The sequence below is a fragment of the Azonexus sp. genome (genome assembly GCF_049652925.1).
GTDB lineage: Bacteria > Pseudomonadota > Gammaproteobacteria > Burkholderiales > Rhodocyclaceae > Azonexus.
Map to the genome: position 1 here is coordinate 1 of NZ_JBASFI010000025.1, position 13767 is coordinate 13767.

Here is a 13767-nt window from a genome sequence, read left to right on the forward strand (position 1 = left end):
GCTTCGAGGGCGGTGGTTTCGGAGGCGTCGAGGAGTTCGTAGTAGCGGACGATGCGGGCTTTGTCGAGGCGGCGGACTTCGTTGCGGGTGGCGAAGCCGTCGAAGAGCATCTGGTTGAGGCTGAGCAGGACGCCGCTGCGGGTGTAGTCGCGGTCAGCGGCGCTGGGCTGGCGAAGGCTTTCGCGGCCGGAGCCGGCGGTGAGGTCGACGCGCGGGAAGTAGCCACCGCGGGCAACACCGATTTCTTCGTCAGCGGCGCGGTAGGCGTGCCATTTGGCGGTGACTTCAGGGCTGTTGAGAACGGCGCGTTGGGCTACTTCTTTCAGGGTCGCGGGGGAGGCAACGGCGCTCGGCATCGACTCTGCCGCATTTACCAGGACAGGAAATGCGACGGTTACCAGCAAGGAAAGGAGTTTTTTCATTTTCATGGGGGATAATCAGCAAGGTTTTGGCCGGATTATAGAGATTCGCCATTTGGCGAATGTGAAATAACCGACGTTTCCAACCCGATAATTCAACGACTTGACGCGTCCATTGCGTAACAAAACCGCGCTGCTCCGCTGGCTGGCCACAATTGTCGCCATAGGCACGCTCTCTTTGAGCGGCCTGCCTTTGGCGCTGGGCGTAGACTTTGACCGGTTGCAGCAGGTATTGCTCAGCCGCTTCGGTGCCGACCGCGTCCCGTTGCTAACCGATTGGCAGCGCATGCTCGGCGAAGAGCGCAAGGCGCCGGAAACCGACAAGTTGCAGCGCGTCAATGACTTCATCAATCGGCGCATTGCCTTCGACGACGACATGTCGGTGTGGGGCCAGAACGACTACTGGGCAACGCCGACCGAAACAATTGGCCAGGGGCGTGGTGATTGCGAAGATTTCTCCATCGCCAAGTATTATTCGTTGATCGATCTCGGCATACCGATCAACAAACTTCGTCTGGTCTACGTCAAGGCAGCACAGACGGGGCCAGCGGGGACCTTCCTCCAGGCGCACATGGTGCTGGCCTATTACGCCACACCGACCGCGGACCCGCTCGTCCTCGACAACCTGAATCCCCAGATCCTGCCCGCCTCCCGGCGCAGTGATCTTTCACCCATTTTCAGTTTCAACAGCGCGGGGCTGTGGCAGGGCACCGGCAACAACGCCAGCAAGAGCAATCTGTCACGCTGGCAGGATTTGCTGGCCCGGGCGCGCGCTGAAGGCTTCCAGTGAGGTAATCAACATGTCCTTGTTCCGACAACTCTGGCTCGCAGTCATCGCCAGCACCGTTATTGCTTTTGCCGGCAGCTTCATCGTCAGCACGCTGACGGCTCGCCATTATCTGGAACACCAACTGGCCATCAAGAACAATGACAACGCCGCCACGCTGGCGCTGTCCATGTCGCAACTGGACAAGGATCCGGTGACAATCGAACTCCAGGTCGCCGCCGTATTCGACAGTGGCCAGTATGCGACAGTCCGGCTGATCGATCCGAACGGCAAGACGATGATTGAAAAAGCCAGCCCGCAGAATGCCGGAAACGTTCCCGACTGGTTCATCCGCCTTTTTCCGATTGACTCGCAGCCAGGGCAGGCACAGGTTTCTTCGGGCTGGAATCAATTTGGCACGATAGAGCTGGTCAGCCACAGTCATTTTGCCTACACCGAGCTATGGGGCGGCGCCCTCAAACTGCTCGGCTGGTTCGCCATCGGCGGCGGCCTGATGGGCCTCCTCGGCATGCAGTTCCTGCGTCGTATCCGCCGCCCCCTCGACGCCGTGGTCGGGCAGGCACAAGCCATCTCTGAAAGACGCTTCACAACGATCCAGGAACCTTCGACGCCCGAGCTGAAAAGCCTGGCCAGCGCGATGAATGCCATGGTCGGCCGCCTCAAGGCAATGTTCGCCGAAGAGGCGGCCCGTCTTGAACAGGTGCGCCGCGAAGCGAATCAGGACAGCCTGACCGGCCTGGCCAACCGGGCTTTTTTCATGAATCAACTGGCCGCCGCACTGAGCGACGACGACGCTGCCGCTTCCGGCTCGCTGGTCTTGCTGCGTCTGGCCGATCTGGCCGGCATCAACAAGCGGGCCGGCCGGGAAATGGCCGATGAACTGCTGCGTCGACTCGGCTGCACCTTGAACGGACTGGCGGCGGAAAAGCCGAATGCCGCCGCCGCCCGCCTCAACGGTGCCGATTTTGCGCTGCTCCTGCCGGGCGTCCAGGATCCCGCGCCGTATGCCGAGATACTGCTTCACGCGCTAAACGACCTTACTGCTGCCGGCCTGATCGACAGCGAACGTATCGGCCACATTGCCAGCGGCGTCTATCTGCATGGCCAGACAATAGGCAGCCTGTTGTCGCGCGTCGACACCGCGCTGGCATCGGCCGAGGGCCAGAGCGGGCTGGCCTGGTGCCGAGCCGAGAGCGATTGCGACCAACATGCCACGTCCAACGCCGACTGGAAGAAACTACTCGAAGGCGCCATCCAGACCCAGCGCCTGCGCCTGATCGATTTCCCGGTCGCCGGCAACGCCGGGCAATTGCTCCACTTCGAATGCCCGCTGCGCCTGCAAACCACCGAGGATGGCGAATGGCTGACCGCCGGCAGCTTCATGCCGATGGCCTCGCGGCTATCGATGACCACCGAGCTCGATCTGGCCGCCGCCCGCCTGGCTCTCGAACGCATTGCCGCCGGCGCGCCGGCTGTTGCGGTCAACCTGTCCGGAGAGTCCATTCTGGATGCCTCGTTCCGCGCCCGGTTGTTCGCCCAAATCGCTGCCCGCAAGGATCTGGCCCCGCGTCTCTGGCTGGAAGTATCGGAAATCGGCGCCTTCCAGCATTTCGATGAATTCCACGCCTTCTGCGACGCCCTGCGCCCCCTCGGCTGCCGCCTCGGCATCGAACACTTCGGCCGGCAGTTCAGCGAAATCGGCCGCCTGCACGGCATCGGCCTCGATTATCTGAAGGTCGACGGCAGCTTCATCCGCGCCATCGACACCCAGACTGGTAACCAGGCCTTCATCAAGGGCCTGTGCAGCATCGCGCATAATATTGGTTTGACCGTCATCGCCGAAGGCGTCCAGACCGCCGAGGAACTGGCCATCCTGCCCGAACTGGGCTTTGATGGTGCTACCGGCCCCGCCGTCCCGAGGAATTGATTAATGAGCACCGAAATCGAACTCAAGCTTCAACTCAGCCCGAAAGCCGCGCGCAAACTGGCCGATCATCCGCTGCTCGCCAACATCCAGTCGCAGAAACTGCATTTGCTGAACACCTATTTCGACACCCCGACACTGGAACTCCATGCCCGGCGTGTTGCCATGCGCTTTCGCAAAAAGGGCTGGCAATGGCTGTGCACCGTCAAATCAGCCGAACCGGCGAGCGGCGGACTGGCCATGCGCAGCGAATGGGAAGCGCCAGCCACGCCGGGCATCTTCGACTTCAGCCATGTTGACGCCGCCGATTTCCGCGATTTTCTCGAACAACGCATTGATCAGTTCGAACCCATTTTCACCACCGACTTTCGCCGTCAGGTCTGGAACGTGCCATTCGGCGAATCGCTGATCGAACTGGCCATCGACCGCGGCCAGGTCGAAAGCCGTGGTCAGCGGACGCCAATCTGCGAAATCGAACTCGAACTGCTCTCCGGCAAGGTTGATGACATCTTCAACCTGACCCGCCAGCTTCAGAAAGACCTCGATCTCTTCCCTGCCATCGCCAGTAAGGCTGAGCGTGGCTACGCCCTGTTTCTCAATGAGCCGCTGCGGCCATTCAAAAGCAAACCGGTGCCGATCAACGAGCAGCAGACACCCATCGAGGCCTTTCGCAGCATCGCGCTGGGCTGCCTGGAACATTTCCAGCGCAACGAAAAAGGACTGCTGCTGGGTGGTGAAGCAGAATTCATCCACCAGGCCCGCGTTGCACTGCGCCGCCTGCGTTCGGCGATCAAGCTCTTCGCCCCAGTGCTGCCACCTGAATTTGTCGCCGCCTACGGCCAAACCTGGCAAACGCTGGCCGGCGCCTTGGGCGACACGCGCAATTGGGACGTCTTCCTCGAAGAAACCCTGCCCCCCATCGCCGAAGCCTTTCCCGAAAACCGCGACATCAAGCGCCTGCGCAAAGCAGCGCAACGCCGCGCCAGCAGCGCCCGAAAATCCGTCATCGGCCTGCTCGCGGTTAAGGAATATCCGCGCCTGCTGCTCGAATTCACCGCTGCTGTTTACACGCTGGGCGACACGCTACCGATGCCAATCAAGGATTTCGCCCAACAGCAAATCCGCAGCCACGCCCGCAAAGCCCGCCGCATGGCCAACCGGCATGCCGAACTCGTCCCGGAAGAACGCCACAAAATGCGCATCGCCTTCAAAAAGCTGCGCTACACGCTGGAGTTTTTCACCCCGCTGCTGCCACAGAGAAGACTACGTCCCTATCTGGCTGCACTTTCACAACTGCAGGACGAACTCGGCCTGATCAACGACCACATCACCGCCGAAACCCTGATTTCAGAAGCCCTCAAGGAGCGTCCGGTTGGCCCGATCCATGGCTGGATATCGGGACGGCACTCGTTGCTGGTCAGCGAATTGCCTGAAGTGCTGCAAACATGGCTGGCGCAAAGGGCGCCGTGAATCGGATATAGCCGCGCGTCAAGGCGAAATAAATTACGCGCTGCCACGCGGGGTTTCAAATTTGGTCAATTTTTCCGGTTGACCGTAGCAAAGGCAATTGCAGGACTATATTCGACCGTTACACCAGAATCGAGGCCCACCGCCGCAATATTCTGGCGCACCGACAAGGCTTGGGTAACTCATCACCACAACAGCAACCAGTAATACGTTGGCCGCCCCCCAAAGTAGCAGAGGAAGCCAGCCAGGAACTCTCGTCGTCTCCCCCTGAAACACGGGAAGGCAGCGAGCGGAACACCAACCGACCACAATCGCCAACCATAGCTGCGTATAAGGCATCACCAAAACGCCATCGACCATGCTTTGGACCATGGACGCCAACACGGCGAACAGCAACGCCCACCTGAGATCACTACCTGCCTTGGCATCACCGGATCTAACTTCGGCAAAGACTTTGAATAGCCAGATCGCAACAGTGGCCGTGATCATGAAAAACACGGGCAGCCCCCACTCGCTGGCGATTTGCAACAGTGCCTGATGAGGGTGTGCCGCGATAGGGCTGCCTAACGATGCAAAATGCATCGGCCCGACGCCCAGCCAAGGGAATTCCACTATCTTGGCCAGAGCAAGTTTCCACAGAATATCTCTGGCCGACAATCCAAACACCTGCACGCTGGCAAAGCGAGAATCCAGTTGAAGATCTATGGACTGGCCAGTCACCGAGGTAATCGTTTGCAATACCAGCCAGGCAAGGGCAAACCCTAGAGCCATCACCACGAACATACGTGTTGCGGTGTTTCTGCCCGCACCCTTAAAGCCCCAGAACAGGATACAAGCAGTCAGCCAACCCGCGATCGTTCCCCGAGTGCCAACAACAAAAACCATGCCGGCAAGCGAAACCATCAGGAACATATCGAACCAACGCGGGTAACGGAGATTACTGTCAGTCGGAAGAAACAGCGAGGCCCCTAACAAAGGGACCACCAGGGTCAAAAACTGTCCTTCGAAACGCTCGTTGGAAAAGCCGTAAATCAAGCTCAACGGGGAAAAGAAAAGGTCGGCGTGAGCCAAGGCAGAAACACAGGACACATGGAACTGGAAAACCATGCCCGCCAGCAGTAAACGCAAAATGCCACCCAAAACCAGATCAGCCCGATCTCCGAATTCGCGCATGAGGCGAAAAACGAAAGCGCTAATGCCAATGCTAGCTACAAGCGCAGCGTACTCGGTAGCAGCCCACAACGGATGCAAAGCCAAAGAGGCAGATAGCGCACCCACTACCAGAATCCCAGCTGCAGGCCATAGCCAGACAGTACTCATAAGTACAACGCTAGGGGATCGGTGCAATAAAATGCCGGCAAATGCCAGCACAGAGAAAGAGATTTGACCTATTCGCTGCTGGTCATGCCAAGTAAGGTCAGGATGGGCAACAAGTATGACTAAGCCAGCAATCAAGGCCGAAAAGGCAACAACGGAAAATAGCGCTTTCGACTTCATAAACTCAGTGCCACATCAAAATAGCCGAAAAGGATGTCCCGTTGCATAAAAAAAGCCGGGGCTATTTTCCCGGCTTCTTTATATAAGTTAGGCCCAATTAGCTTATCTTGCAGGTGCCGTCATCATAGTTGCAAGAAATTAACTTACCGGGGGTGCCGCGACTGCTGGAGAAGGTTGCTGAGCCAGTTGCCAGAGCGGTGGGGCGAGTACCGCTACCATTACAAGCACTCAAAGGGGTTGTTGACAGCAGGCTAATGTCGCTGTTTGCATTCGCAGAAGCCATGCCATGAGCAATCGCAGTTGCCTCAGCCAAGCAGGCGGCATCAGCCGATTTCTGGGTGTAGGTACGATATTGCGGCAGCGCCACAGCAGCCAGAATACCGATAATGGCCACGACGATCATCAGTTCGATCAGGGTGAAACCCTTTTGGACGTTCTTCATTTGAATCTCCTTTTAGTGACAAGGCGGGAAAGCCGCTGGTTTATCTATAACACTATCCGTGCCAGGTATTTCAAACCATCGCCACTTTTTGGCAACCACGCTCAAACTCAATTTAATCAATAAGTTAAAAACACACCTATTGAATGATGCCAAATCAAGTAACGGACCGTCGAACAATTATGACAATTTACGTCACTCAGATCCGACGGAATACGTCACGCTCCCCAAGCGAATCCATAAGACATACGATCAACGACCTCATTCCATTGGCGGCAAGTCTTTTCTTGTTGCGAGCGTGCTCAGGGGGCACTGTTTCCAATCAACCATGCGATAGACCGCATTGATTTCCGCCGCAGTCTCCCACTGTTCAGCCAAATCTTGGGTTACCGGAGGCGGCACCGTTTTACACATCCTATCCAGCCATTCCCTTGCCTCAGCGGGTTGTCCGTTCAGCGCGAGGTTTTGAGCCAGCAGAAATAACAAAAAAGGCTCAGGGGTTGTGACGATCACCCCTTTCATCCAGCTGAGTTGTTCCGGAGCAAGCGGGTTCACTGGTTTCGAGTTGGCGAACATCAGTCGATCACGCCACTGAGTCAGCACCATCAGCTTGGGCTGGAACTCAGGGGGGATTGCTTTCCCTTTCTTGCCAAAATAGACGTTGAAATAGGTTCGTTCGGCCTCAAGGCAGTCCGCAATGGTAATCCACAAGCCACAGGCCACCGCGACAGCAAGCCCCAGGCTAAGCCACTTGGGACAAACACACCATACCTTCACACCACTGCGCCGCCCGAGAACCCCGAGAATCATTCCGAAGGGCAGCAAGAAATAGGCATAGTGAAGGGGCAACTCAAGCATTGAGTGAACAAGCAAAAGGCCGACTCCCAGCATCGGGATGATGAAATCGTCTTGCTTAAGGTGAGCCAAAAACTGGCGAAAGGTCGCCCCCAACACCAGAACCACGAAACAGCCCAACAAAAACCCGTTATATAAAAAGATATCGAGAAAAAAGTTGTGGGAATGTTTGGTCGTTCCACCCGTGGCGGGAAAATCTGCTGAGGCAAAAACAGCCTCCGTCGTTTGTCCCCAGCCATATCCCAGCCAAGGGCGCTCCATAACCGCTTTCACCAAGCTTTTCCACATATCCAGTCGAACGGCGTCTCCAACCGCTCGACGGATGGAGGGATCGCCAAAGAGAAATTCATTTATGGCAGGAAGGCTTAAATAGAGCGCGACAAAATAAACGCCAAAACCCAACAACACAAGGTTGAAGCGTTTTGGCCTGCTCTCGCCCCAGAAGAGGTAAAGGGCAAGGAGAACGCCAGCGACATTCAAGCCGGCAGTCTTGGACTCTGTCAGCACAACGCCAAACAACAGATACAAAACCAGTATTACAGAAATTACCGGCCCCAAAGCCTTTCTCGCATATCCCCACGCTACGCCCATCACGGAAAGCAGCAGCAAGGTAGCCAACTGATTTGGCTGAGCCATGTTGGCTGAAAAGCGACTCTCGCCCACGTAGGCCACCCAAAAATTGCCAGGCGGTAACTGAAACCATTGCAGTAGCTGGAGCCCTACAGAAATGACTGCCGCAATGGAGAACGCAAGAAACAGGAAGTCCAGGCATTCACCCGGAGTCGACCTCTCCCAATTCCACCCAACAAATATGGCAAGAGAAAGGCCAACCAGATAAAAGGAATTTATCCATGCCATTCCCGATGAATGAACCACGCCAACTGAATATTGAAGCCACGGGACAGCCGCAAGAAACAAGAACAGCAGGCTTAGACCAATCACCCCGAGTTTGCCCGAGGAGCGAAAAAGCACCCAAAAAGCGACAATCAATAGCATCACACCAGCGATGGCGTCGGAATAGAATGCCATCCAGGGCTTGGTATGGTTCGGAATGATCCATGCCAGAGAGAGCAATATCGAAAAAACGCCCAGAAAAATCGGCGGAATTGTCCCTGCAGACTTTGTTGTCAATTTTTCACCAGTGGTTTGGGGCAGTTGTGATGGATGAATCCGAACCCAACTCAACAATCAATCTGCCTTGTCTCCAGAAACTGCTCAGCATAACGCCGAAATACCTCGCTTTGGACGAACACTTCATGCAGCACCGGGTCGATATGTCCGTTGCAGCTAAATCTATCCAGTATTTCCAACGCATCCGAGAGCGGCTTTCCATTCTTGTAGGGCCGGTCCTTGGCGGTGAGCGCTTCGAAGATGTCGGCGATGCCCATGATCCTGGCCTGCCAGCTCATGTTTTCTCGCTTGAGGCCTTTCGGGTAGCCTTTGCCATCCATCCGCTCATGGTGGCCGCCGGCGTATTCGGGGACATTTTTGAGGTGTCGCGGCCACGGTAGCTGTTCGAGCATCTTGATGGTGGCTACGATGTGGTGGTTGATGATGTCGCGCTCGGCCCTGGTCAGTGTGCCGGAGCGGATAGTGAGATTTTCGAGTTCGTCGTCGCTCAGGAAGGCTTGTTCTTCGCCCTCGGCGTTTTGCCACCGGTATTCGGCGGCAATGCGGCGGACCTGTGCGATGTCGTCGTCGGACATTTTTTCGCAGCCGATATTGGCCCGATGCAGGATTCCACGGTCAACCGGAATTTTCTGGCAAAAATCAAAATGGATGCGTTCGGCCTCGGCCGGCGGCGTGCCTTCGGCAATGCTTTTCCATTTGCGAATCTCGGCATCGCGCCTGACGACTTCAAAACGCGTGTCGATGAGATGGATGCGGTCGTAAATGGTTTGCAGTTTGGTGGCTTTATCGACGATATGCACCGGCGTCGTGACCTTGCCGCAATCGTGGAGCAGGGCGGCGATGCGCAGTTCGTAGCGGTCCTTGTCGGTCAGTTTGAAATCGGCGAGCGGGCCCGTGGTGGTGGCGTCGGCAGCCTCGGCGAGCATCATGGTCAGTTCCGGCACGCGCTGGCAGTGACCTCCGGTGTAGGGTGATTTTTCGTCAATGGCGAGGTTGATGAGTTTGACGAAGGACTCGAAAAGCGCTTCGAGTTGCTGGACGAGTTGCTGGTTGCTCAGGGCGATAGCGGCCTGCGAGGCAAGCGATTCGGCGAGGCGCTGGTCAGCCTGGGAGAATTCGCTGACCGCTCCGTCTGTCGGGCTGAGCGCATTGATCAGTTGCAGCACGCCGATGATCTCGCCCTCGTGATCCTTCATCGGCACAGTCAGGAAGGATTGCGAACGATAGCCGGTGCGCGCGTCGAACTGGCGCGTCCCGGAAAAATCGAATCCCTCGGCACTGTAGGCATCAGCGATATTGACCGTCTTGCCCGTTATGGCGGCATAAGCGGCGACCATACAGTCGTTGGCTGAGCCATCGTGACGATAGAGCGGCAGGTCGGGGAACTTGCCCGAGGTCGGCTGATCGCTGGAGCCGCCGAAAGCCAGATGCAGCGAATCGGTGCGGACGATTTCGAAATGCAGGTGGCGCTTGTCATCCGACAGCAAATAGAGCGTTCCGCCGTCAGCCCGGGTGATCTGCTTGGCAGCGAGGACGATCTTTTCAAGCAGAAGCTTGATGTTACGCTCGCTGGACAACGCGGCACCGATGTCATTGAGCTGTTCCAGGCGGCGAAACAGGTCGTCCGAGGTTTCCATGAAAGGGCGTCTCAGTCAGAACTCTAAAATTTGATCGTTTTGCAACATGCCGGGAGAGAACGCCTGAAGACAGCGGTTGATTTCTTCCATGGTGGCCTCGACCTGCCCGGGCTTCAAGTGTGAAATGTGGATATCGCACGGTTGCGTCAATTTCTTCAACTCTGCCGCCAGGGCATCCGGCCAATAGTGCTTCGACAACTCAGCCAGACGCGCCTCGCAGTTGGGGAAAGCGCATTCGACGATCAGGTGACGCAGGTTCGGAATGGCATTGATCGCCTGCCAAAACGCTTCGCACGGCCCGGTATCGCCAGAAAACGCCAGACAGGCGGCACCGGAATCGAGGCAATAGCCAACAGCCGGCACGGTGTGATTGGCCGGCAGCGCCGAAACCTGACGCCCGGCCAGCGAAATCGTCTCCGCCAGTTCGATGCTGCGATAGCGCATGAAGGGCTGCTCGGCCGAGGGAACTTGGGAAAAGTCGGGCCAGATCGCCCAATTGAAAATATGCTTGCGCAGGCTGTCGAGCACGGCCTCGGTACCGTAGACGGTGAGCGGCTTGTCGCGGCGATCAGCTACGGTATCAATCATCATCGGCAGCGCGGCAATGTGATCGAGGTGGGCATGGGTCAGGAATACGTGGTCAATGGCCGCCAGTTCGGCTATCGACAATTCACCGACGCCAGTACCGGCGTCGATCAGGATGTCGTGGTCAACGAGAAACGACGTGGTTCTCTGGTGTCTGCCACCGATGCCACCACTGCAGCCGAGTACGCGGAGCTTCATGCTTGTTGGGCCTGCCGATAAGTTGGGCCGCCCCTCGGGTCACCCGGGTGCTGGCCGACTCGGATTGTAACCCTGCGCCCCGCTGGCAGCCCAGCCAGCAGGCCAAAAAACAGCCGTTTTCAGCCCTTCAGGAAAAACGCCATCTTGATCCCGGCAATCTCGATGACATCATGGTCACCCAGCGGCACAGCCTGCGCATCGAGCGCCTTGCCATTGACGATGGGGAACTGCCGCCCTTCGACATGGGTGATGAAATAGCCATGCGGCCGCTTGGCAATCACCGCCACCTGCAAACCAGGCTTGCCCAGGGTTGTCAGTGTTTTGGTCAGATCAAGCTCCTTGCCGGCATTCGGGCCGTTGAGGAGTTGTATGGCGGCTGACATACCTGGTACCGGCGCCTTGGGCTGGGAGGCCATGCCGATACTCGACCGGGTCATGCTATCGGTTGGCGCCAGTTGCAACTCTGATGGCAACTTCAAGGAACCAGAACGGATCGCCGCGTTTTTTTCGAAATCGCTGGCAGCGGCACCAGCCTGCAGATCGGCCATGTACTTCATTTTGTACTTGCCGAGTTCGATGATGTCGTTGTTGCGCAGGAAGTGCTTCTTGATCGGCTGACCATTGACCAGCGTTCCGTTGGTGCTGTTCAGGTCTTCAAGAAAGGAGTCGGCGAGAATGGTGACGACCACGGCATGCTCGCCGGAGATGGCCAGATTGTCGATCTGGATATCGTTCTGCGGCTTGCGGCCAATGGTCAGGCGCTCCTGATTGAGCTGAATTTCCTTGAGCACCAGACCATCCATCGAGAGGATCAGTTTTGCCATCTTGCCTTCCCCATATCACTGCAAACGGGTCAGTAGCCGCTGCCACCAACCCTTTGGCGATGCGAAATCGCCGACAACCTTGATCAGAATGATCGACACATTATCCCGCCCACCGTTGGCATTGGTCATATGCACCAGATGATCCGCCGCTAAAGCGAGATTGCTACCCAGCGTCTGCAGCGTTACCGCAATATCGTGATCCTCGATCATATCGTTCAGGCCATCGGAGCAAAGCAGCACGATGTCCCCTGATCGTACGTCGTAATCGTGGACTTCAACCTCGACCTCGGGATCGACTCCGAGCGCCCTGGTCACCAGATTCCGGTTTTCCGCATAGCGCGCCTGTTCAGCAGTGATAATGCCATTATCAAGCTGTTCCTGTAAGAGGGAATGATCGCGCGTCAGCTGCTCGAAACTGTCACCGCGCAGGCGATACAGGCGCGAATCGCCGACGTGGGCAACGCACATCCGATTATCGTAGAACCATGCCAGAACCAGCGTCGTGCCCATGCCGGTGTACTGGGAGCAACTCTGGGAGGCATTGAAGATGGCGAGGTTGGCCGCCTTGACCTCATTGACGATATGCTCTTCGACGATGGCTGCGTCATGCAGCCCCTTGTCAAGAACGGCAGGGGAATTGATGACGCCCGCCATGTCCTCGGCCAGTCGGGTCGTTGCCAGGCCACTGGCCACCTCGCCAGCGTTATAGCCGCCCATGCCATCGGCCAGGATGGCCACGCCGAGCCCCGCATCGGCGTAGATGGCATCTTCGTTATGCGAACGGATCATGCCCGGATCGGTGCGCATCACGATTTCCAGGGCATCAGCCAGTTTCATCGAGGAAACCCTGGCGAAAGACATGCGCGGCGCGGCGAATTTTCAGCGAAAGGCACCAGCGGAACAGCTCGCGTCCCGCAATACAAATCAGCTGAATTCCACGCTACCCCAAACACTTTTCCTCCGCCGATGACTGTGCCCCCTTGGAATCCGAGACACAAAACCGTGACATTCTTACCTGCCGTTGCGTTTCGGTCAAACCTCATTCCATGGGCATTTGACGACCAAGCCCACAGGCCTCGGCCGCCGCCAGTACGCGCAATGCCACGGCCAGGTCCTGGATGGCCATTCCCTGGGACTCAAACAGCGTAATCTGCTCTGCCGAGCCCCGTCCGGCATGACGCCCGACGATCACCTCGCCGAGCTCGACCAGTTGGCGAGCGTGCAGGCGGCCCTTCTCCAGCACAGGGAGCAAGTCGCCAGCCTCGGCCTGCGCTGTCGGCACCGCGTCGACAGTGACCAGATCACAACGCCGGATAGTCGCCTCCGACAACTCTTGCCGAATTAGCGAATTGGAACCCGCGGCATTGATATGCACGCCAGGTTCAAGCCAGGCAGCGTCAAACAGCGGTAGCGCCGCCGTCGTCACCGTGCCGATGACATCGCTGCCGCGTACGGTTTCTTCCGCGCTGTCGGCTGGCTCGACGGCAACACCCGTCGTTTCGCTCAGGCGCCGGCAGAAATCCTGCAGCTTGTCGGCCTTGCGGCTGAAAACCTTGACGCGTTCGAGCGGCAGGGCGGCACAGATCGCCCGAACATGGCCCTCAGCCTGCCAGCCAGCGCCGAATACGCCAGCCACGCTGGCGTCGGGCCGGGCCAGCCAGCGCGCCGCGACACCGCTCGCTGCGCCGGTGCGGATCATGCCCAGATAGTCGGCCTCGATGACGGCCTTGAGCCGCCCCGTTGCGGCGTCGAACAGATGGACCAGAAAACGGTTGCCGCTCTTGTTGCTGGTATAGGCCTTGTAACCGATCACGCCCTGCGCCGGGAGCGCCCCCTGCAGAATATGCAGCACCGTCTGCGGCAGGCGGCTGCGCGCCCGCGGTGTATCGATGGCCAGACCGTTGGCCAGGTCGCGATGCGCCGACTCGACGGCTTCGAGCGCCATTTCCACGGTCAACAGGTTTTTTACGTCATTTTCCGAAAGAAACAAGGCCACGATTTTCC

General features: G+C 57.6%; 11 protein-coding genes and 1 pseudogene. 3 read left to right on the top strand and 9 right to left on the bottom strand.

Going from position 1 to position 13767, the window contains the following annotated elements:
• Window positions 1–428 (bottom strand): TolC family protein (locus WBK19_RS13665; RefSeq protein WP_511290606.1); only part of this gene is annotated, 428 nt, incomplete at its 3' end.
• 106 nt (window positions 429–534) lie between these two features.
• Between WBK19_RS13665 and WBK19_RS13670 the strand changes: the two genes are divergently transcribed.
• The 3 genes from WBK19_RS13670 to WBK19_RS13680 are packed head-to-tail and all read left to right on the top strand — an operon-like array spanning window position 535 to window position 4600.
• Complete coding sequence (locus WBK19_RS13670; protein ID WP_511290608.1) at window positions 535–1209, top strand: transglutaminase-like cysteine peptidase; 675 nt, start codon at window positions 535–537, stop codon at window positions 1207–1209.
• 10 nt (window positions 1210–1219) lie between these two features.
• Window positions 1220–3133, top strand: a complete 1914-nt coding sequence (locus WBK19_RS13675) for a bifunctional diguanylate cyclase/phosphodiesterase (RefSeq protein ID WP_511290610.1) — start codon at window positions 1220–1222, stop codon at window positions 3131–3133.
• A gap of 3 nt (window positions 3134–3136) precedes the next feature.
• Window positions 3137–4600, top strand: a complete 1464-nt coding sequence (locus tag WBK19_RS13680; protein ID WP_511290612.1) for a CYTH and CHAD domain-containing protein — start codon at window positions 3137–3139, stop codon at window positions 4598–4600.
• A 105-nt stretch (window positions 4601–4705) separates the two neighbouring features.
• Here the strand turns inward: WBK19_RS13680 and WBK19_RS13685 are convergent, their stop codons facing one another.
• The 8 genes and pseudogenes from WBK19_RS13685 to WBK19_RS13720 all read right to left on the bottom strand — a co-directional run bounded on the left by WBK19_RS13685 (window position 4706) and on the right by WBK19_RS13720 (window position 13759).
• Entirely contained in the window at window positions 4706–6094 is a 1389-nt protein-coding gene (locus WBK19_RS13685; RefSeq protein WP_511290614.1) for an O-antigen ligase family protein, read from the bottom strand.
• 339 nt (window positions 6095–6433) lie between these two features.
• Window positions 6434–6536 (bottom strand): annotated as a pseudogene (locus WBK19_RS13690) (pilin); the annotation flags it as partial.
• Window positions 6537–6794: 258 nt separating this feature from the next.
• A complete protein-coding gene (locus tag WBK19_RS13695) occupies window positions 6795–8576 on the bottom strand; it encodes a PglL family O-oligosaccharyltransferase (RefSeq protein ID WP_511290616.1) in 1782 nt (593 codons plus the stop codon).
• Window positions 8570–10156 (bottom strand): HD domain-containing phosphohydrolase, encoded by a 1587-nt coding sequence (locus WBK19_RS13700; protein WP_511290618.1) that lies wholly within the window; start codon window positions 10154–10156, stop codon window positions 8570–8572. The genes WBK19_RS13695 and WBK19_RS13700 overlap by 7 nt, the downstream gene beginning before the upstream one ends.
• Before the next feature lie 15 nt (window positions 10157–10171).
• The gene (locus WBK19_RS13705) at window positions 10172–10939 is read right to left on the bottom strand and encodes a 3',5'-cyclic-nucleotide phosphodiesterase (protein WP_511290620.1); all 768 of its coding nucleotides are present in this window, start codon (window positions 10937–10939) and stop codon (window positions 10172–10174) included.
• A gap of 119 nt (window positions 10940–11058) precedes the next feature.
• Window positions 11059–11763 (bottom strand): FHA domain-containing protein, encoded by a 705-nt coding sequence (locus WBK19_RS13710; RefSeq protein WP_511290622.1) that lies wholly within the window; start codon window positions 11761–11763, stop codon window positions 11059–11061.
• A gap of 15 nt (window positions 11764–11778) precedes the next feature.
• The gene (locus tag WBK19_RS13715; protein WP_511290624.1) at window positions 11779–12600 is read right to left on the bottom strand and encodes a Stp1/IreP family PP2C-type Ser/Thr phosphatase; all 822 of its coding nucleotides are present in this window, start codon (window positions 12598–12600) and stop codon (window positions 11779–11781) included.
• A 202-nt stretch (window positions 12601–12802) separates the two neighbouring features.
• The gene (locus tag WBK19_RS13720; protein WP_511290626.1) at window positions 12803–13759 is read right to left on the bottom strand and encodes an ornithine cyclodeaminase family protein; all 957 of its coding nucleotides are present in this window, start codon (window positions 13757–13759) and stop codon (window positions 12803–12805) included.
• Between the last annotated feature and the right edge of the window lie 8 nt (window positions 13760–13767).